The 19,233-nt window shown below is 71.8% G+C and carries 15 protein-coding genes; 7 read left to right on the plus strand and 8 right to left on the minus strand.

Annotated features, from left to right (window positions below):
- Positions 1-27 precede the first annotated feature (27 nt).
- From aztB to aztD, 4 genes are all read left to right on the plus strand, one after another.
- A complete protein-coding gene (gene aztB, locus ACZZY9_RS12470; protein ID WP_463464308.1) occupies positions 28-999 on the plus strand; it encodes a zinc ABC transporter permease AztB in 972 nt (323 codons plus the stop codon).
- Complete coding sequence (locus tag ACZZY9_RS12475; RefSeq protein ID WP_463464309.1) at positions 974-2,368, plus strand: ABC transporter; 1,395 nt, start codon at positions 974-976, stop codon at positions 2,366-2,368. The genes aztB and ACZZY9_RS12475 overlap by 26 nt, the downstream gene beginning before the upstream one ends.
- A 92-nt stretch (positions 2,369-2,460) precedes the next feature.
- Positions 2,461-3,345 (plus strand): zinc ABC transporter substrate-binding protein AztC, encoded by an 885-nt coding sequence (aztC, locus tag ACZZY9_RS12480; protein ID WP_463464679.1) that lies wholly within the window; start codon positions 2,461-2,463, stop codon positions 3,343-3,345.
- Between the two features lie 41 nt (positions 3,346-3,386).
- Positions 3,387-4,646: a zinc metallochaperone AztD gene (aztD, locus tag ACZZY9_RS12485; RefSeq protein ID WP_463464310.1), complete on the plus strand. Its 1,260-nt coding sequence runs from the start codon at positions 3,387-3,389 to the stop codon at positions 4,644-4,646.
- Between the two features lie 119 nt (positions 4,647-4,765).
- Here aztD and ACZZY9_RS12490 read toward each other — a convergent pair whose 3' ends face one another.
- Positions 4,766-5,539, minus strand: coding sequence for a class I SAM-dependent methyltransferase (locus tag ACZZY9_RS12490; protein WP_192059476.1), 774 nt, complete (start codon positions 5,537-5,539; stop codon positions 4,766-4,768).
- A 71-nt stretch (positions 5,540-5,610) separates the two neighbouring features.
- On the opposite strand from ACZZY9_RS12490, the gene msuE reads away from it, so the two are divergent.
- On the plus strand, positions 5,611-6,297 hold the full coding sequence (msuE, locus tag ACZZY9_RS12495; RefSeq protein ID WP_463464311.1) for an FMN reductase: 687 nt from the start codon (positions 5,611-5,613) through the stop codon (positions 6,295-6,297).
- A gap of 38 nt (positions 6,298-6,335) precedes the next feature.
- Positions 6,336-6,740 (plus strand): hypothetical protein, encoded by a 405-nt coding sequence (locus ACZZY9_RS12500; RefSeq protein ID WP_463464312.1) that lies wholly within the window; start codon positions 6,336-6,338, stop codon positions 6,738-6,740.
- A 138-nt stretch (positions 6,741-6,878) separates the two neighbouring features.
- Here the strand turns inward: ACZZY9_RS12500 and arfA are convergent, their stop codons facing one another.
- From arfA to hrpA, 7 genes are all read right to left on the minus strand, one after another.
- Positions 6,879-8,414, minus strand: a complete 1,536-nt coding sequence (arfA, locus tag ACZZY9_RS12505; protein WP_192059482.1) for an arabinosylfuranosidase ArfA — start codon at positions 8,412-8,414, stop codon at positions 6,879-6,881.
- A gap of 85 nt (positions 8,415-8,499) precedes the next feature.
- Positions 8,500-9,411 (minus strand): carbohydrate ABC transporter permease, encoded by a 912-nt coding sequence (locus ACZZY9_RS12510; RefSeq protein WP_192059484.1) that lies wholly within the window; start codon positions 9,409-9,411, stop codon positions 8,500-8,502.
- The gene (locus tag ACZZY9_RS12515; RefSeq protein ID WP_243215217.1) at positions 9,408-10,313 is read right to left on the minus strand and encodes a carbohydrate ABC transporter permease; all 906 of its coding nucleotides are present in this window, start codon (positions 10,311-10,313) and stop codon (positions 9,408-9,410) included. Before ACZZY9_RS12515 ends, ACZZY9_RS12510 begins: the two co-directional genes overlap by 4 nt.
- Before the next feature lie 181 nt (positions 10,314-10,494).
- On the minus strand, positions 10,495-11,862 hold the full coding sequence (locus ACZZY9_RS12520) for an extracellular solute-binding protein (RefSeq protein WP_463464313.1): 1,368 nt from the start codon (positions 11,860-11,862) through the stop codon (positions 10,495-10,497).
- A 164-nt stretch (positions 11,863-12,026) separates the two neighbouring features.
- Positions 12,027-12,923 carry a glucose 1-dehydrogenase gene (locus ACZZY9_RS12525; protein WP_463464314.1) on the minus strand — a complete coding sequence of 299 codons (897 nt, stop codon included), beginning with the start codon at positions 12,921-12,923 and terminating at the stop codon, positions 12,027-12,029.
- Between the two features lie 151 nt (positions 12,924-13,074).
- On the minus strand, positions 13,075-14,085 hold the full coding sequence (locus ACZZY9_RS12530; protein WP_243215209.1) for a LacI family DNA-binding transcriptional regulator: 1,011 nt from the start codon (positions 14,083-14,085) through the stop codon (positions 13,075-13,077).
- 102 nt (positions 14,086-14,187) lie between these two features.
- Positions 14,188-18,045: an ATP-dependent RNA helicase HrpA gene (gene hrpA, locus ACZZY9_RS12535; protein ID WP_463464315.1), complete on the minus strand. Its 3,858-nt coding sequence runs from the start codon at positions 18,043-18,045 to the stop codon at positions 14,188-14,190.
- Between the two features lie 654 nt (positions 18,046-18,699).
- Here hrpA and ACZZY9_RS12540 point away from each other — a divergent pair.
- The gene (locus ACZZY9_RS12540; protein ID WP_463464316.1) at positions 18,700-19,209 is read left to right on the plus strand and encodes an ArsR/SmtB family transcription factor; all 510 of its coding nucleotides are present in this window, start codon (positions 18,700-18,702) and stop codon (positions 19,207-19,209) included.
- Positions 19,210-19,233: the final 24 nt, after the last annotated feature.

Raw genomic sequence — 19,233 nt, forward strand, 5'->3', positions numbered from 1 at the left:
AATCGTTTTCATGTAAAGTCGTCGATCGTGACCTGGTTGACCGATCCCCTCAGCGCCTCCTTCGTGCTCCGAGCCCTGCTCGGCGGCGTGCTCGTCGCCGCCATCTGCGGCGTCGTCGGCACGTGGGTCGTGCTGCGCGGCATGGCGTTCCTCGGCGAGGCGATGGCCCACGGCATGCTGCCGGGCGTCGCGCTCGCCGCGCTGCTCGGCCTGCCCGTCGTCGTCGGCGCGGCCGTCAGCGCCCTCGTGATGAGCGTCGGCGTGGGAGTCGTCGAGCGGCGGGCGAAGATCGGCGCCGACACCGCGATCGGGCTGCTCTTCGTGGGCATGCTCTCGCTCGGCGTCGTCATCGTGTCGCGCTCGCGGACCTTCGCCACCGACGTCACCTCCATCCTCTTCGGCGACGTGCTCGCGATCTCGACGAGCGACCTGCTGCTGATGACCGGCGCCCTGGTGCTCGTCGTGCTGGTGGCCGCCGTGCTGCACCGCCCCTTCGTGGCCCTCGCGTTCGACGAGCGCCTCGCCTCGACCCTCGGTCTCCGCCCCCGCCTCGCCCGGGTGGCGCTGGTCGGGCTCGTGACGATCGCCGTCGTGGCGTCGTACGGGGCCGTCGGGTCGCTGCTCGTCGTCGCCCTGCTGCTCGCCCCGGCCGTCGCAGCCGGGCACTGGGTGCGCCGGGTTCCCTCGACGATGCTGCTCGCGACCGCGTTCGGCTCGCTCGCGGCCCTCGCCGGGCTGCTCGTCTCCTGGCACGCCGGGACGGCCGCCGGGGCCTCGATCGCCGGCGTGGCCGTCGCGCTCGTGCCGCTCTCGGCCGTCGTCCGCCGCCTCGTCTCCGCCGTCGCGGTCCGCCCGGGCGCGACCCCTCCTCCCGGCGCGGCGCCCTCCGCACCCGTCGGCCCCTCGACCTCCGCCCCCGTCGGCACGCCGACTTCCGCCCCCGTCGGCACGCCGACCCGTCCGAAAGGCCTCCGTGCACCCGAACGACCCCTCGTCTGACCCGACCCGACGCCCCCTTCGCCGAATCCGTCCGCTCGCGCTCGTCGCCGCGACCGCCGCGACGCTCGTCGTCCTCACGGCCTGCAGCGCCCCCGGCTCGTCGTCCGGCTCCGACACCGGCTCCGACGCCGCCGCGCCGACCGACGCCTCGACCCCGCACGGCTACGTCGAGGGAGCGACCGAGGGCAGCGAACCGCAGCTCCGACTCGCCACGATCGACCCCGAGGGCCGCGTCGACCTGCTCGACCTGCTCACCGGCGACGACGAGACCGTGGCCGAGCTGGAGCCGGCCGACGGTCTCTCGACCGACGGGCGGTTCGTGTTCGCGACCCGCGCCTCCGGAACGGTCGACGTCGTCGACACCGGGGTCTGGACCGTCGACCACGGCGATCACTCGCACTACTACCGCGCCGAGGCCCGGCAGGTCGGCTCGGTCGAGGCGACGGCGGGGGCGGCCGAGGAGGCGCGGGTCGTGCCGGGCGCGGACCTCACCACCGTGCGGTTCCCGGCCTCGGGGGAGCAGATCGTGCTCGACACCGAGGCGCTGGGCGCCGGCGAGATCGACGAGGTGGCCCGCTTCGACGGCGCCGCAGCGACCGGTGACGAGGGCGTGCTCGTGCCGTTCGGCGACTCGCTGCTGTCGAGCACCGTGACCGACCTCGGGCCGGACGTCGTCGCGGTGCTCGACCGCGAGGGACGACCCGTCGACGGGGCCGAGGCCGAGTGCGTCGACCCCCGCGGCAGCATCGAGACCCGGGTGGGCGTCGTGATCGGCTGCGCCGACGGTGCCCTGCTCGCCACGACGGACGACGCCACGGGCGACGGGGGAGGGGCTGCCGGCGAGGGGGCGACCGGGTCCGACGCCGGTGCGGACACCGCGGCCTCCGCTCCGGTCGTGTTCGAGCGCATCCCGTACCCCGAGGCCGTCGCGGCCGACGAGCGCGCCGTCGCCTTCGACGGACGTCGCGGCCGACCGACCGTCGCGGCGGTCGCGGGCGACCGGGGCGCCTGGCTGCTCGACACCCGCGAGCGCAGCTGGTCGCTCGTCGAGACCCCCGCGCCGCTCGTGCGGGTGTCGGCCGTCGACGACTCCGACGGCCACGTCGTCGGGCTCGACGCCTCGGGTTGCGTCGTCGTGCTCACCGGCGACGACGGGGTCGTCGCGACCACGGACCCCCTGCTGCCCTCCACCGTCGGAGACGACACCGCCCTGGACGGCGTCTCGCTCTCGGTCGACGCCAGCCGCGCCTACCTCAACGGCCCGCTCGAGGGCGCCGTCTTCGAGATCGACTACGCCGACGGCGGCCGGGTGTCGCGCACCTTCGACCACGTCGACGCGCCGTCCTTCGCCGCGGAGACGGGCCGATGAGGCGGGCGCGCACGACCGCCGCGACCGCCGCGGCGACCCCGGCGGCGACCACGAGGAGGGTCGCCCGTGCGACCGCCGCAGCCACCGCGACGATGCTCGCGATCGGCCTGCTCGCCGGCTGCGCGACGCCGGCCGCCGATCGCCCGCTCGTGGTGGTGACGACCAACATCCTCGGCGACGTCGTGGGCGAGCTCGTCGGCGACCAGGTCGAGGTGATGACGCTGATGCGCCCGAACGCCGACCCGCACTCGTTCGAGATCTCGGCGCAGGAGGCCGCCCGCATCCGCACGGCCGACCTCGTCGTGAGCAACGGGCTCGGTCTCGAGGAGGGTCTGCAGCAGCACGTCGACGCGGCCGCCGCCGACGGCGTGCCGACCGTCGAGGCCGGCGATCTCATCGAGCCGCTGGTGTACGCCGACGGCGACGCCGAGGGTCTCGACGACCCGCACTTCTGGACGGATCCGACCCGCATGGTCGAGGTCGTCGCCGGGGTGACCGCCGCCCTCGAGGCCGAGCTCGGCGACGACGTCGACATCACCGCGCTCGAGAGCGCCGCCGACCGGTACACGGCCGAGCTCGAGAGCCTCGACGCCGAGATGACCACCGCGTTCGCGGGCATCCCCGAGGGCCAGCGCGCCCTCGTGACGAATCACCACGTCTTCGGCTACCTCGCCGAGCGCTACGACTTCGACGTGATCGGAGCGGTCGTGCCGAGCGGGACGACCCTCGCCGCGCCGAGCGCCTCCGACCTCGACGACCTCGTGACGGTGATCGACCGCACCGGCGTGCGCGCGATCTTCGCCGACTCGTCGCAGCCCGACCGCCTGGCCCGGGTGCTGGCCGACGAGGCGGGGGTCGACGTCGCCGTCGTCGACCTCTTCACCGAGTCGCTCAGCGAACCCGGCGAGGGCGCCGAGACCTACCTCCAGATGATGCGCACGAACACGGAGCGCATCGCCACCGGCCTGTCGCCGTGACGCCTCGCGTCCGGGCGACCGGCCCCCACCGAAAGGAACCCATGAACCACCTCCTCGACAGCAGGGGACCGCGCCGCGTGCGCCGCGCCTCCTTCGCCCTCGCCGCCGTCGCGTCGTCGGCGCTGCTGCTCACCGCCTGCTCGACGGGCTCCGGCCCGGCGGCGGACGACCCGTCGACGACCGCGGGCGCCGAGGTCGACTCGGCCCAGCCGCGCATCGCCCTCACCTACGACGGCGGCCTCTACGTGCTCGACGGCGAGACCCTCGAGACCGAGGCCGACATCGACCTCGCGGGCTTCAACCGGCTGAACCCGGCCGGCGACGGTCGCCACGTGCTGGTCTCGACCGCGGGCGGCTGGCAGGTGCTCGACACCGGCGCCTGGACCACCGCCGACGGCGCGCACCGCGTCGCCGACCCCGAGCTCACCGACCTCGTCTTCGAGGGCGACACCCCCGGGCACGTCGTGCGGCACGAGGGCAGGACGATCCTCTTCGCCGACGGCACGGGCGACACCACGGTCTTCGACTCCGCCGATCTGCTCGACACGAGCGGCGGTCTGCCCGAGACCGAGACGATCTCCTCGCCGGAGGCGCACCACGGCGTCTCGATCGAGCTCGCCGACGGCACCCTGCTGACCACGATCGGCACCCCCGACGAGCGCACCGGCGTGCGGGCGCTCGACGCCGACCGCACCGAGATCGCCCGCAGCGAGGACTGCCCGTCCGTCCACGGCGAGGGCACCGCGGCCGACGAGCGCGTCGTCTTCGGCTGCACCGACGGCGTGCTGGTCTACGACGACGGGGCGTTCACGAAGATCGACGCCCCCGACGCCTACGGCCGCACCGGCAACGCGTACGTCACCGACACGTCGCCCATCGCGGTCGGCGACTACAACGACGACCCCGACGCCGAGGGCTACGAGCTGCACCGGCTCGTGCTGACCGACACCGAGGCGAAGACCGCGACGGTCGTCGACCTGCCCGACGGCGTCGAGTACACCTGGCGTGACGTCGCCCGCGGCCCCGACGACGAGATCGTCGTGCTCGGCACCGACGGCGCACTGCACGTGCTCGACGAGACCACGGGGGCCGAGACCGCCTCGTACCCGGTGATCGACCCGTGGGAGGGCCCGGCCGAGTGGCAGGACGCCCACCCGGCGCTCATCGTCCAGGGCGGCACCGCCTACGTGACCGACACGGCCGCGTCGTCGATCCACGCGGTCGACGTCGCCACCGGCGAGGTGCTCGCCACGACCGAGCTGCCCGAGGTCCCGAACGAGATCGCGGTGGTCACCGGCTGACCCCTTGCGGCATCCCGACGCGAGCGAGGCACCGCAGGCAGCGGTGTCCCGCTCGCGTCGTCGTGCCCGCCGACCGGTGGCGGGCGGGTCCGGAGCCGAGGAGGCGCGGTGCCGGCCGGTCAGCCGGGCAGCACCGCGCGGCTGCAGCGGGCGACGTACGGCACCCGCACGAGGGCGAGCCCCCGGGTGTCGGGGTGGGTGTCGAGCAGATGCTCGACCCGGGCGAGCAGCTCGGCGCGTTCACCCGGAGACAGCGTGATGACGTAGCTGCGCGAGGCGATCATGTCGAGGAAGTCGGCGCGCTCCATCTCGTGCACCCACGCGACGTCGTGCCGTTCGATCGGACCGAACGGCGCGCCCACGGGTGGGGCGTCCGACTGCATGTCGCGCTCGCGCGGCTGCCGCATCACGCGGCTGAGCTCGGCCACCCAGGGCACGCTCTCGTCGCGGATGTTCCAGATCAGCGCGAGCGTGCCGCCGGGGCGGAGCACCCGGGCGACCTCGGGCACGGCCCGTGCCGGGTCGACCCAGTGCCAGGCCTGCGCCACGAACACGGCGTCGACGGAGTCGTCGTCGAGCGGCATCGACTCGGCCGACCCGGCGACCGACGTCGCCGCCGGCACGACCCGTTCGAGCTGCTGCCGCATGCCCTCCGACGGCTCGACGGCGGTGACCGCCGGCACCCGGCCGAGCAGAACGCGGGTCAGCTTGCCGGTGCCCGCACCGAGGTCGACGACGTGACAGGCGCCGCTCGGGAGGAGCCACTCGACGGCCTCCGTCGGGTACGACGGTCGGCCGCGCTCGTACACGTCGGCGGCGAGGCCGAACGACGCGGCGAGGTCGGAATCGGGATTGGCCGGGTCGAACCCGTGCTCGAGTGGTTGATGCGTCACCGGCTCACTGTCGCACGACTCATTGCGTCACAGTGCGACTGTTACGCCGCATGGAGGGGAGCATGGTTCGGATGACGCCTCCACCGACGCCTCCCCTGGCCCCTTCGCTGGCCCGTCCGCAGCCGCTCCGCGTGGTCGCCGTGTCGGGCACCCTCAGCACGCCGTCCAAGACCGACGCGCTGGTCGACGCCATCCTCGACGAGCTCGCCGAGGTGCTGCCGATCGAGCGCCACGTCATCCGGGTGAGCGAGCTCGGGCCGCTCTTCGCCGGCGCCCTCACCCGCGACCAGCTCGACGAACGCGTCGAGCGCGAGCTCCGCGCCATCGAGTCCGCCGACCTGCTGATCGCCGCCTCGCCCGTCTACCGCGCCTCCTTCACCGGTCTGTTCAAGCACCTCTTCGACTTCGTCGAGCAGTACGCCCTCGTCGACGTGCCCGTGCTGCTGGCCGCGACGGGCGGCAGCGAGCGGCACGCGCTGATCCTCGAGCACTCGCTGCGACCGCTGTTCGGGTTCTTCCAGGCGCTGACCCTGCCGCTCGGCGTCTACGCCCACGCGAGCGACTTCACCGACCGGCGCGTCACCGCCCCGCTGCTGCAGGAGCGGATCCGCAACGCCATCGCGCGAGGGCTGCCCCTGATCCGGTCGAGCATCGCCGAGAAGCAGCGCATCGAACGCGAGCTGCTCGGCGAGCGGGACGACGACGTCGCGCCCGAGCTCGAGGGAGCCGCGGCGACGCCGACCCGGCTGTACAGCTGAGACGCGGGCGGCGCCCGGCCGACCGGTATCGTCGCAGCATGACCGATTCGCCCACGCCCCGTGACACGGGGGTCGCCCGCGCCGAGCTCCGAGACGACGAGGCGAAGCGTCTGCTCGGCATGCTGGCCCCCGGGGCGCTGCCCCTCCGCGCGCAGCAGTGGGTGGCCGACGGCCTCGACGACCCGTCCGTGTCGGCCCTCGCCGACGCGCTGACCCGCACCGACGAACAGCGCACCGAGCTGCTCGCCGAGGCGGCCGCGACGCTGGGGCTGGGCTTCGCGTCGGTCAAGGCGGCGCGGGCGTACCACGGTGAGCGTCTCGTGGCGTCGATGACGGCGGCCTCCGCCCCCGCCGACGCGCTCGGCATGGCCAACGGCTTCACCGACACCATCGAGGAGTCGGTGCGCGACAGCATCTCGCGGCTGTTCCGCCCGCGCGGCTGAATCGCCGAGACCCCACGAGAACGCAGAGACCCCCGTGCGCGCACGGGGGTCTCGTCGATTCCGTGGGGTCTCGCGGAGCGCAGGAGGCGCGGTGCCGGTCGGACCGGCGCCGCGCCTCCTCGGTGACGACCGCGGGGACTACGCCTTGCCGACCTCGAACTCGACGACGGCCCACGACAGGGCGGGCAGGGTCAGCCGCGCCGAGCCCCCGTCGACGGTGACGCCCTCGAGCGGCACCAGGCCGACGGCGTCCTGCGCCTGCTCGGTGTTCGAGGTGAAGCGGTCGCCGCCCTCGGGCACCGTGAGCAGCTCGGCGCGGGTGACGCGTGCACCCGAGAACCCGCGCAGCGCGAGCTCGACGTCCGCCGCCTCGTCCAGACCGCGGTTCGCGAGGAAGAACGCGACGCGCCCGGTCTCCTCGTCGTAGGTCGAGCTGACGTCGACCAGGTCGGCGTCGCCGTACTTCGCCGTGTCGACCTTGTCGCTCGTGACGAGCGTGCGGAGAATCTGACCCGACGCGAGCGCCGCCATGCGGGCGAACGGCCAGAAGATCGTCTGACGCCAGGCCGGCCCGCCCTGCTCGCTGCGGATCGGCGCGATGACGTTCACCAGCTGCGCCTGGTTCGCGATCTTCACCCGGTCGCCGTGGCGCAGCAGCGAGTTGAGGAACGTGCCGACCACGACGGCGTCGGTGACGTTGTACTGGTCTTCGATCAGGCGAGGGTGCTCGACCCAGCCTTTCGAGACGTTGTGCGGCTGGTCGTCGGTGTCGAGGCCGGTCTGGTACCAGACGTTCCACTCGTCGAACGAGATGTCGACCTGCTTGCTGTGCTTGCCGGCCGCCTTGACGCCGTCGATGGTCGAGACGACCTCCTCGATGAAGGCGTCCATGTCGACCGCGGTCGCCAGGAAGCTCTTCGCGTCGCCGTCGTGCTCCTGGTAGTAGGCGTGCATCGAGACGTACTCGACCTCGTCGTAGGCGTGGGTCAGCACCTCGTGCTCCCAGGCGCCGAAGGTGGGCATGCCGCGACCCGAGCTGCCGACGGCGACGAGCTCGATGGTCGGGTCGACGAACTTCATCGCCTTCGCGGCCTCCTGCGCCAGGCGGCCGTACTCGGTGGCCGTCTTGTGGCCGATCTGCCACGGGCCGTCGAGCTCGTTGCCGAGGCACCAGAGCTTGATGTCGAACGGATCCTTCGCCCCGTTCGCGATGCGGCGGTCGCTGAGCGCGGTGCCGCCGGGGTGGTTCGCGTACTCGACGAGCTCGCGGGCGGCGTCGACGCCGCGGGTGCCGAGGTTCACGGCCTCCATGACCTCGGTGCCGGCCAGCTTCGACCACTCGACGAACTCGTGCAGGCCGAAGGCGTTGGTCTCGACGGTGTGCCACGCGCCGTCGAGTCGGCGGGGGCGCTGGTCGACGGGGCCGACGCCGTCCTCCCAGTTGTAGCCGGAGACGAAGTTGCCGCCGGGGTAGCGGATCACGGTGGCGCCGAGCTCCTTGGTCAGCTCGAGGACGTCGTGGCGGAAGCCGCTCTCGTCGGCGGTGGCGTGACCGGGCTCGTAGATGCCGGTGTAGACGCAGCGGCCCATGTGCTCGACGAACGAGCCGAAGATGCGGCGGGGGACCTCGCCGATCGTGAACTCGCGGTCGACGGTGATGCGGGCGGTGGACATGGGACTCCTCAGGAGGTCGTGGCGTGCGATGACGTGTGTGCGGTGTCGTGGTCGGAGAGGGATGCAGGAGGCGCGGGTCGGGTGGTCACTGCCCCCCGAAGCCGGTGGTCGAGATGCCCTTGATGATCTGCCGCTGGAAGAACAGGAACACCAGGATGAGCGGCAGCGCTGCCAGGATCGCCGACGCCATGTTCTGGGCGTACTGGATGCCGTAGGCGCTCTCGATGGTCTGCAGCCCGACCGGCAGCGTGAGCAGGGCGGAGTCGTTCGTGACGATGAACGGCCAGAGGAAGTTGTTCCACGCGCCGATGAACACGAAGATCGACACGGCGCCGAGGATGGGCCTCGACAGCGGCAGCAGGATGGTGAAGAACACCCGGATCCGGCCGGCGCCGTCGACGCGGGCCGCGTCTTCGAGCTCGATGGGCACCTGGTCGAAGAACTTCTTGAGCACGAAGACCATGGCCGGCGCGATCGCCTGCGGCAGGATCACGCCCCAGTACGTGTCGACCATGTTGAAGGCGAGCATCTGGTAGAACAGCGGCACGATCAGCACCTGCGGCGGGATGATGATCGACGCGATGGTCGCGACGTAGAGCCACTTCTTGCCGGCGAAGTCGAGACGCGAGAACGCGTAGGCCACGAGCGCCGAGGTCGCGACGACGATCACGGTGATGACGATCGACGTCAGCAGGCTGTTGAAGAGCCAGACGGGGATGTTGCCCTCGGTCAGCACCGCGCGGTAGGCGTCGAGGGTGAAGCCCCCGGCCGGCAGCCAGGTCTGCGGTGTCGCTGCGGCGTCGGCCTCGCTCTTGAACGAGGTCGACAGCGACCAGAGGAACGGCAGCAGCCAGAGCACGGCGAGCACGATCAGGACGATCACGCTGGCGACGGCGAGCGGGCCGAACCGGCGCTGACCCGGCTTGTGCGGACGCGGGGCCCGGTCGGCGGTGGGGGCGCGGAGTCCGCTGCCCGGGGCGACGGCGGGGGCGGTCATCGCTGGGCTCCTTTCCGGCGCTGCGCGGCGATGGCGAACTGCGCGACCGAGATGACGATGATCAGGGCGAAGAAGATGTACGAGATGGCCGACGAGTAGCCGAACCGGTAGCCGGTGAATCCGGTGTCGAAGATGTACTGCACGGCCGAGCGGGTGCTGCCCGCCGGGCCGCCGGTGGTCATCTGGTAGATCTGGTCGAAGACCTTCAACGAGGCGAGGATCTGCAGGATGACGATCAGACCGGTGGTCGGGCCGAGCTGGGGGATCGTGATCGACAGCAGCGAGCGCCACCGACCGGCGCCGTCGAGCGACGCAGCCTCGTACTGCTGGTCGGGGATGTTCTGCAGCGCGGCCAGGTACAGCAGGAAGTTGAAGCCGACCGTCCACCACACGGTGGTCGCGACGACGGCGATCATGGCCGTGCTCGGGTCTTGCAGCCAGGCCGGCTGGGGCAGCCCGAGCGTCGCGAGCACGTTGTTGATCGGCCCCAGCGTGGGGCTGTAGAGCTGGATCCAGAACAGCGAGACGACGGTCGACGCCAGCAGATACGGCAGGAAGAAGCTGAGGCGCCAGAGCCACTGACCGGGCAGACCGGTGTTGACGAGCAGCGCCAGCAGCAGGGCGACGACGACGAGCGGGATCGTGCTCAGAACGGTGAACCACAGCGTGTTCGCCATCGAGCGCCACATGTCGCCGTCGGCGAAGGCCTCGGCGTAGTTGGCGACGCCGATCAGCTCGCCGCCCGAGCCCGTGAGGCTCTGCCCGGTGAAGCTGAGGTACAGCCCGTGGATGACGGGCCAGACCAGGAACAGCCCGAAGAGGATCGCGAACGGCGCCGCGAACCCCCAGCCGATCCGGTTGTCTTTGTGGGCCCCGGGCTTCAGGCGCGACCCGGTCCGCACCCGTGCGGGTGCGGCCGATCGCGTCGTGCCCGGCGCGGCCGCGGGGGCCTTGACCGTCGTGCTGGTCACAGGTCGACTCCTTCGTCGTCGTGCGTCGTGGGGTGCTGCGGTGCCTGGTGCGACGACCGCTGGAGCCGCGCCTCCTGGAGGGCCTGGGCCGAGGAGGAGCGGGTGGGCCCGGTCACACCGGTGCCGGTCGCGAGAGCTGCGTGTTCACGCGGGCGACGAACGCGCGCATGCCCGCGGCGGCGTCGTTCTTCGACAGGATCACGGACTGCACCGTGTCGAGGAAGTACGTCTGGAAGTCGGACCCCGAGCCGCTGAACCAGGCGGGCGGGTCGTAGTTGAGGTACTCGGCCGCCTCGGCGTAGTTGGCCTGCGGCTGCAGTTCGGCGTAGGCCGCGCTGTCGACGACCGGACCGTACGCCGGGATGTGACCGGCCTCGGCCCACGAGATGGAGTCCTTCAGGATGGTCGAGACCATCTTGTAGACGTCCTCGCGCTTCACCTCGTCGACCTCGCCCTGTCGCGGCAGCACGAACGAGTGCGAGTCGGCGTAGACGGCCGGCGTGCCGAACAGGGTCGGGATGATGCTCGCGTCGAACGGGATGCCGGCCTTCTGCGCGCTGGGCACCTCCCACACGCCGGTGAAGAGCATGCCGCTGTCGCCGCTGACGAACTCGGCGATGCCCGACTGGATGTCGCTCGCGGTGGCCATCGCCGTGCCGTCGGTCATCTTCTGCATGAACTCGAGCGCGGTGACGGCGGCGGCCTCGTCGTACTCGACCGTTCCGCCCTCGGTGAGCACCATGTCGGCGCCCTGCTGCTTGTAGAACGTGTAGAACATGCGCCACAGCTGGGCGCCGTCGTTGAGGTAGCCCCACGAGGCGCCGTGCTTGCCGGTGACCGCCTGCATGGCGTTGGCGACCTCGAGGAACTGCTCGGGGCTCGTGATCTCGACCAGGCGCCCGTCGCTGCCGAGGGCCCCGGCCTTCTCGGCGATCTCCGTGTTGTACAGGAGGATGAACGGGTGCGAGTCGAGGGCGACCGAGAAGAGCCGGTCGCCGCTGAAGCCGGCCTTCCAGACGGCGGGGGCGAAGTCCTGCTCGCGCACGCCGTACGAGGCGAGCTTGTCGACGTCCCACGGGTCGAGCAGTCCGCCGGGGGCGTAGCCGGGGACGCGGGAGGCGTGCATGATCGCGACGTCGGGGGCCCGGCCGCCGGCCGAGGCCATGGCGAGCTTCGTGTAGTACGGCGTGCCCCAGGCGAGCACCGTCTGGGTGGCCTTGAACTCGGGGTTCTGGGCGTTGGCCTCGTCGACGAGGGCGGACATCTTGATGCCGTCGCCCCCGCTCAGCAGGTGCCAGAAGCTGAGGCTGGCGACACCGCCGGAGCCGGCCGTGACCCCGGTCGAGCAGCCGGCGAGACCGCCGACGGCGAAGGCGCCGCCCAGCAGGGCCGCACCGCCGACCAGCAGATTGCGGCGGCTGAGGCTGCGGGGCGCGGATGCCTCGCTCGGTGTGCCGGGCGTCGTGGAACGTGGGGTCATCGGGTTCACTCCTTTGTGAGTCGTCGACTGCCGACAGCATTACATCGTTGTAATGCAAACGCAAGAGCTTTCTCCGACGTCGTCGCGGAGTGGCCCGTGGGGCGGGACGCAGGGAGGCGCGGGCCGGGATCGACCCGACCCGCGCCTCCTCGGCGACCGGGCGCCTACGGCGTGGGCATGCCGCCGTCGACGTGCAGCGTCTCGCCGACCACGTAGCTCGACTCGCCCGACGCGAGGAACACGTAGGCGGGGGCGAGCTCGGCCGGCTGGCCCCAGCGGCCGAGGGCCGTCTGGCTGCCGACGTCGGGCAGCGCGTCGGACGGCTGGCCGCCCGCGGGCTGCAGCGGGGTCCAGATCGGGCCGGGCGCGACCGCGTTGACGCGGATGCCCTTCGGGGCCAGCTGCATGGCGAGACCCTTCGAGAAGGTGTTGATCGCGGCCTTGGTCGACGCGTAGTCGACGAGCATCGGAGCCGGCTGGTAAGCCTGGATCGACGTCGTGTTGATGATCGTCGAGCCGGGGACGAGGTGCGGCAGCGCTGCCTTGGTGATCCAGAACATGGCGTACACGTTGGTCTTGTAGGTGTCGTCGAAGTTCTCGTCGTCAAGGTCGGCGAAGTCCTCGACGTGCTGCTGCTTGCCGGCGTTGTTGACGAGGATGTCGAGGCCGCCGAGCGCGTCGACGGTCTTCTGCACGATGTCGAGGCAGACCTCGCGGCTCTTGATGTCGCCGGGCAGGGCGACGGCCTTGCGACCGGCGGCCTCGATGAGGGCGACGATCCGCTGGGCGTCCTCCTCCTCCTCGGCGAGGTAGCTGATGGCGACGTCGGCGCCCTCGCGGGCGTAGGCGATGGCGACGGCCGCGCCGATGCCCGAGTCGCCGCCGGTGACGAGCGCCTTGCGGCCCTCGAGGCGGCCCGAGCCGCGGTAGGTCTCCTCGCCGTGGTCGGCGCGCGAGCTGAGCTCCTCGTCGGTGCCGGCGCCCTCGAGATACTGGGCCTTCGGGGTGATGTCGGCGAACTTCTCGGTGGGGTCTTCGAATGCGTACTGGTCTGCAGACATGGTGGAGCCTCTCGATCTCGGCAGGGGAGGTCCGACGGTAGGCCTCGCCGCGCCTCCTCGTGAGGGGGCCGTCGGAGAACGACCGTCGTCTATCCCGACGACGAACGGAACGGCAGGAGGCGCGGGGCGGCCCGGGCGGTCGACCAGCCGGTCAGCGGCGTGCAGCCGTGCTGGCTCTCGCGACGATCGTGTGCGGGATGATCACGAGCTCGGTCGGCCGGTCGCGCTCGGCGATGCGGGCGGCCAGCAGCTCGAGGGTGCGTTCGGCGAACAGCCGCTTGTCGAGGGCCACGGTGGTGAGCGGCGGCAGCACGAAGCGGCCGTCGGCGATGTCGTCGAACCCGGCGACCGACACGTCGCCCGGCACGCGGAGGCCCGCCGACCAGAGCGCGTGCACGGCGCCGATGGCCAGCGAGTCGGTGAAGCAGAAGAGCGCGTCGGGCGCGTCGTGCCGGGCGAGGGCCTCGGTCACGGCGGCGGAGGCGGCGGCGGGCGACCACGCGTCGCACGACCAGCGCAGGCCCTCGTCGACCGCGAGGCCGGCGGCGGCCATGGCCTCGGACCAGCCCTGGGTGCGGGCGCGAGCCGTCGCCGTGTCGAAGTCGCGACCCGAGCTGCCGAGCACGGCGATGCGGCGATGGCCGAGCCCGATCAGGTGCTCGGTCATGTCGCGGGCCGCGGCGACGCTGTCGACGCGCACCTGGTCGACGAGGGTCTGCTCGACCTCGCCGATCACGACGAGCGGGGGCAGGCTCTCGGCGCCGACGATGGCGCTCTCGTCGAGGCTGGTCGGGTTGAGCACGAGACCGTCGACGAGGTGCTCCTTGCCGCGCAGCAGCAGCTCGCCCTCGCGTTCGGGGCGCGTGCCGGTCTGCTCGAGCTGCACCGCCCAGCCGCGCTCGTGCGCGACCTCGACGAACCAGTGCGACATCTCGGCGCTGTACGGCGTGGTCAGGTCGGGGAACGCGAGGGCGATCGACCCGGTGCGTCCGTTGCGGAGCCCCCGGGCGCTGAGGTTCGGCACGTAGTCGAGCTCGGCCAGCGCCTGCTCGACGCGCTCGCGGGTCTCGGGTCGGACGAACACGACGCCGTTGATGACGTTCGAGACGGTCTTCGGCGACACCCCGGCGAGTGCCGCCACGTCCTTCACCGTCGCGCGCATGCGCCAAGGCTAGTCGCGGCCGCGAGACCCCGGGAACGCGCTGAGACCCCGGCGCGCGCGGCGGGGTCTCAGCGGATCGCCGGGGTCTCGGCGACGGGCCGCTCAGGCCGAGGCGAGCACCTTCACGATGCGCTGCAGCGAGACGCTCTCGCTCGGCCGCAGGTCTTGCGCGAACAGGCTGAGGCGGAACTCCTCGAGCATCCACCGGGCGCGGGCGAGTGCAGGAGGCGCGGTGTCGGGCAGAGGGAACGTCCCGCCCGCGGTCTCGTACCGCTCGGTCGCCTGCTGCACCTCGCTCAGCCAGACGCGGTCGCGCTGCGGGTTCTCGAGCAGCTTCGTCGTGCGCCGGGTGATGCCGACGAGGTACACCGGCACGCGCTGCAGCTGCTGCAGCCCGGTCGCCGAGACGAAGCCGGGGTGGACGAGCCGATCGCGCTGCTGGCGCATGTCGGTCAGCGCCGCGAGGAGATTCATCGACGTCGCGCCCTTGAGCGCCTTGTCGGCGTCGCGCGCGGCCGTCAGGGTGCGCGCCACCAGCGACACGGTCTGGAACATCTGGTCCATCACGGCGCTCGAGACGCGGTCGCGGGCCGAGAGGAACTCCTTCTTCGTCATCACCATGCCGTCGGGCTTCACGCGGAACAGGACGTCGTCGACGACCGCGACGAGGCAGTCCGCGAAGAGCGCCGCCGTGTTCTGATACGGACTCGTCGCGAGGATCAGCTTCTCGGGGCTCGTCAGATGCTGCTGCACGTACGCGATCGGCGACGGGGTCGCGAGCATCAGCAGTCGCCGCACGCCCTTCGGCGTCGCCTGCGCCTGGTCGATCGGCGTCGCCATCAGCGTGATCGAGACCGAGTCGCCGTGGTCGACCAGCGCCGGGTACGCGCGGATCACCGTGTCGCCGTGCCGGGTGTCGACCACGGCGGGCAGCTCGTCGAAGTCCCACGAGGTGATGCCGGTGCGCTCGAGGGAGTTCGCGGGGCGCTGGCCGGCGTCGGCGACCCGACCCGCGCCTCCTCGGCCTCCGCGACCGCGGGCGTCGCGACCGCCGCCCTGCGTGACGCGCGCGACGCTGTCGCGGGTGGCGTCGCGCAGCCGGTGCTGCAGGGCGCCCAGGTCCTTGTCGCTGCCGACCTCGCGACCGCGGTCGTCGACCACGGCGTACGACACCCGGAGGTGCGCCGGCACGCGGTCGAGGTCGAAGTCGTCGACCGCGACGGGCGTGTAGGTGAGCTTCTTGATGACCGCCGCGAGGGTCGCCGTGAACGGCTCGGCGGTGTCGGCCGGGGGAGCGTCGGGCAGCTCGTCGGTGATCTTCTTCGCCCAGTCGGCGGCGGGCACGACGTTCTTGCGGATCTGCTTCGGCAGCGACTTGATCAGCGAGGTCACCAGCTCGTCGCGGAGACCCGGCACCTGCCAGTCGAACCCGACCGGACGGAGGCGCGGCAGCAGCGGCAGGGGCACGACCACGGTCACGCCGTCGTCGTCGGCGCCGGGCTCGAACCGGTAGCGCAGCGTCAGCGTCTGGTCGCCCTGCTGCCAGGTGCTGGGGAACCCCTGCTCGTCGACGTCGGGCTCGTCGTCGCCGAGCAGGTCGGACGCCGTCATGGTCAGCAGGTCGGGGGTGTCCTTCTGGGCCTTGCGCCACCAGCCCTCGAAGTCGCGGGTGCTGAACACGTCGGCCGGGATCCGCCGCTGGAAGAACTCGAACGCCGCATCGCCGTCGACGAGGATGTCGCGGCGGCGGGTACGCTCCTCCACCTCGGTCAGCTCGCGGATCAGCTGCTGGTTCTTGCGCTCGAACGCCTGCTGGGACTCCCAGTCGCCCTCGACGAGGGCGTGCCGGATGAACAGCTCACGCGCGTAGGCCGGGTCGATGCGCGAGAACTGCACGCGCCTCCTCGGCACGATCGGCACGCCGTAGAGCGTGACCCGCTCGTACGCGACTACGGCGCCCTGCTTCTTCTCCCAGTGCGGCTCGCCGTAGCTGCGCTTCACGAGGTCCAGGGCGAGCGGCTCGGCCCACGTGGGGTCGATGGCGCCGTTGACCCGCGCGAACAGGCGGCTCGTCTCGACCAGCTCGGCGCTCATGATCGCCGCGGGCTGCTTCTTCGCGAGCGCGCTGCCCGGGAACACCACGAAACGCGACTGGCGCGCGCCGACGTAGTCCTTCTTCTGCGGGTCGAACAGGCCGATCTGGCTGAGCAGACCGGCGAGCAGGCTGCGGTGCACCCCGTCGGGGTTCGTGCTGCGCTCGCCGATGTGCAGACCGAGGGGGCGGGAGGCGCGCGACAGCTGGCGATAGACGTCCTGCCATTCGCGGATCCGCAGGTAGTTGAGGAACTCGTCGCGGCAGAGGCGCTTGAAGGCGTTGCCGCTGAGCTCCTTCTGCTTGTCTTCGAGGTGGTTCCAGAGGTTCAGCAGGGTCATGAAGTCGCCGGCCGGGTCGCGGAACCTGGCGTGCTTCTCGTCTGCCTGGGCGCGTCTCTCGAGCGGGCGCTCGCGAGGGTCCTGGATGCTGAGGGCCGCGACGATGGCGAGCACCTCGCGGGTCGTGCCGTGCGTCTTCGACTCGACGACCATGCGGGCGAGGCGCGGGTCGATCGGCAGCCGGGTCAGCTGCTTGCCGACGCGGGTGATGTTGCCGCCCTGGGTGACGGCGCCGAGCTCGCGGAGGAGGTCGAGACCGTCCTTGATGCCGCGGGAGTCGGGCGGCTGGAGGAAGGGGAAGGCCGCGATGTCGCCGAGGTCGAGCGAGATCATCTGCAGGATGACAGCGGCGAGGTTCGTGCGGAGGATCTCGGGCTCGGTGTACTCGGGGCGCTTCTCGAAGTCCGTCTCGCTGTAGAGGCGGATCGCGATGCCGCTGCTCGTGCGGCCCGAGCGGCCGGAGCGCTGGTTGGCGCTGGCCTGCGAGATGGCCTCGATCGGGAGGCGCTGCACCTTGGCGCGGGTCGAGTAGCGGCTGATGCGGGCGGTGCCGGCGTCGATCACGTACTTGATGCCGGGCACGGTGAGGCTGGTCTCGGCGACGTTCGTGGCGAGGACGATGCGGCGGCGGGTGCCGGCGGTGGCGCTGGGCTGGAAGACGCGGTGCTGATCGGCGGCGCTGAGGCGGCCGTAGAGCGGCAGCACCTCGGTGTGCGGCAGGTTGCGGCCGCGGATGCTCTCTTCGGCGTCGCGGATCTCGTTCTCGCCGCTGAGGAACACCAGCACGTCGCCGGTGCTCTCGCGGGCGAGCTCGTCGAGGCCCTCGTTGATGCCCTGCAGGTAGTCCTTGTCGTCGGCGCGCTGTCTGCGGTCGCCGGCCCGCGCCTCCTGCCGGTCGTCGTCGGGGTCGGTGTCGTCGTCGTCGCCCGTGGTGTCGTCGGCGACGAGCGGGCGGTAGCGGACCTCGACCGGGTAGGTGCGCCCCGAGACCTCGACGATGGGGGCGTCGCCGAAGTGCTTCGAGAACGACTGGGGGTCGATGGTCGCGCTGGTGATGATGAGCTTGAGGTCGGGGCGGCGGGGGAGGAGCTGCTTGAGGTACCCGAGGAGGAAGTCGATGGTGAGGCTGCGCTCGTGGGCCTCGTCGATGATGATCGTGTCGTACCGGGTGAGGTCGCGGTCGAAGTGGATCTCGTTCAGCAGGATGCCGTCGGTCATCAGCTTGATCTGGGTGTCGGCGCCGACCTTGTCGGTGAATCGGACCTGGTAGCCGACGACGCCGCCGACCTCGTCGCCGAGCTCTTCGGCGATGCGCTCGCTGATGGTGCGGGCGGCGATGCGGCGGGGCTGCGTGTGGCCGATCTTCGTGCGGCCGAGCTCGAGGCAGATCTTCGGCAGCTGCGTCGTCTTGCCCGAGCCGGTGGCGCCGGCGACGATGACGACCTGGTTGTCGCGGATCGCGGCGGCGATGTCGTCGCGCCTCTGGCTGACCGGGAGCTCGGGCGGGTACGTGATGGTGGGGATCATGGGCGTTCCAGCTTAAGCGCTCACGGGTCCTCCCCTGGTGCCGCGGGCCGGTCGTCCTCCCCAGGGGCGACCCCGCCGAGGAGGCGCGGGTCGGCGAGTCGTGCAGCCTCGAGGCATGCCTGCGCTCGCCTCGTGTCTCGACCTGCTCGTCCCCGCCTGTCTGCGGCCCGGGGCGGTAGTGGGCGCTGCGCGTGGGTGCGAAGTGGGTCGTGGGGCCGGTGTGCTCTTGTTCGCTATTACGCCTGGATGCGTAGTCGGTCGTGGGGCGGGTGTGCTGGCGGTCGCTATTACGCGTGGATGCGTCGTGGTCGCTGCGCATACATCCGCAACGGTTCCCGGCGGAGGTTGGTTCGCGTGCAGGCGTAGTGGCCCCGGGGGGAGACCATCGGGCTGCGACTCCGACACGCGGGTGGGGCGGGGCTGCGCATGCAGTCGTAATAGCACGCGGGAGTGGACGCTCCTGGCTCGCTGGGGCGCGGACGCGGGGTCGGGCTGCGCATGCGTGCGTAATAGGGCGCGGGAGTGGACGTTCCTGACCTGCGTTGACACGGGCGGGGGCTGCGCATGCGTGCGTAGTAGCCGTTGGGCGCGATGCCCCTGCCGGGCTCGGCTCGGCAGGTCGGCCGAACGGGTCGACGTCGTCGGGGAGGTACGGTGAGCCCGCGTGCCGGCCGCTCGCGCCACGTGAGTCCGTTCGTCGTCCTGTCCGACCCCGTGCGACACGACATCCTCGAACTGCTGTGCCGGGGCGCGGCATCGTCCGGCGACATCGCCACGATGATCCACGACTCGACCGGCGAAGGATGGTCGAGCGTCTCGCATCACCTCGGCGTCCTCCGCGAGTCGGGCTTCACGCGGGTCCTCCAGGACGGCCCGACCCGGTACCACCTCCTGGCCGACGACTGGCTCGACCTCGTAGACCAGGCCGTCGACGAGTGGCGCGTCGTCTGGCGAGAGGGCGAAGCCGACCGGGAGCCCGGCTGGGTCCTCCATGCGCACCGCGTCCGTGTCCGTCGTGGCACGGCGGTGGAGCCGCCGCCTCCCGCGACGTCCGGTCCGCTCCGAGCGGCCCGGCCCGGGGCGGGCGGCCTCGACCTCAGCGAACGCGGCGTCGGCCGCAGCCCGTGGTCGCCCGACGCCGACGGGGGCGGGAGCTTCGACTGAGGCGCGGGTCGATGGACCCCGGGT

The organism is Frigoribacterium sp. AC394, from assembly GCF_979258095.1.

What these genes read in the sequence shown, in the direction of transcription:
- aztC (WP_463464679.1), top strand. Translation starts at nt 2,461, where the DNA reads ATGCTCGCGATCGGCCTGCTCGCCGGCTGCGCGACGCCGGCCGCCGAT.
- aztD (WP_463464310.1), top strand. Translation starts at nt 3,387, where the DNA reads ATGAACCACCTCCTCGACAGCAGGGGACCGCGCCGCGTGCGCCGCGCC.
- msuE (WP_463464311.1), top strand. Translation starts at nt 5,611, where the DNA reads ATGACGCCTCCACCGACGCCTCCCCTGGCCCCTTCGCTGGCCCGTCCG.
- ACZZY9_RS12500 (WP_463464312.1), top strand. Translation starts at nt 6,336, where the DNA reads ATGACCGATTCGCCCACGCCCCGTGACACGGGGGTCGCCCGCGCCGAG.
- arfA (WP_192059482.1), bottom strand. Translation starts at nt 8,414, where the DNA reads ATGTCCACCGCCCGCATCACCGTCGACCGCGAGTTCACGATCGGCGAG.
- ACZZY9_RS12510 (WP_192059484.1), bottom strand. Translation starts at nt 9,411, where the DNA reads ATGACCGCCCCCGCCGTCGCCCCGGGCAGCGGACTCCGCGCCCCCACC.
- ACZZY9_RS12520 (WP_463464313.1), bottom strand. Translation starts at nt 11,862, where the DNA reads ATGACCCCACGTTCCACGACGCCCGGCACACCGAGCGAGGCATCCGCG.
- ACZZY9_RS12525 (WP_463464314.1), bottom strand. Translation starts at nt 12,923, where the DNA reads ATGTCTGCAGACCAGTACGCATTCGAAGACCCCACCGAGAAGTTCGCC.
- ACZZY9_RS12530 (WP_243215209.1), bottom strand. Translation starts at nt 14,085, where the DNA reads ATGCGCGCGACGGTGAAGGACGTGGCGGCACTCGCCGGGGTGTCGCCG.
- hrpA (WP_463464315.1), bottom strand. Translation starts at nt 18,045, where the DNA reads ATGATCCCCACCATCACGTACCCGCCCGAGCTCCCGGTCAGCCAGAGG.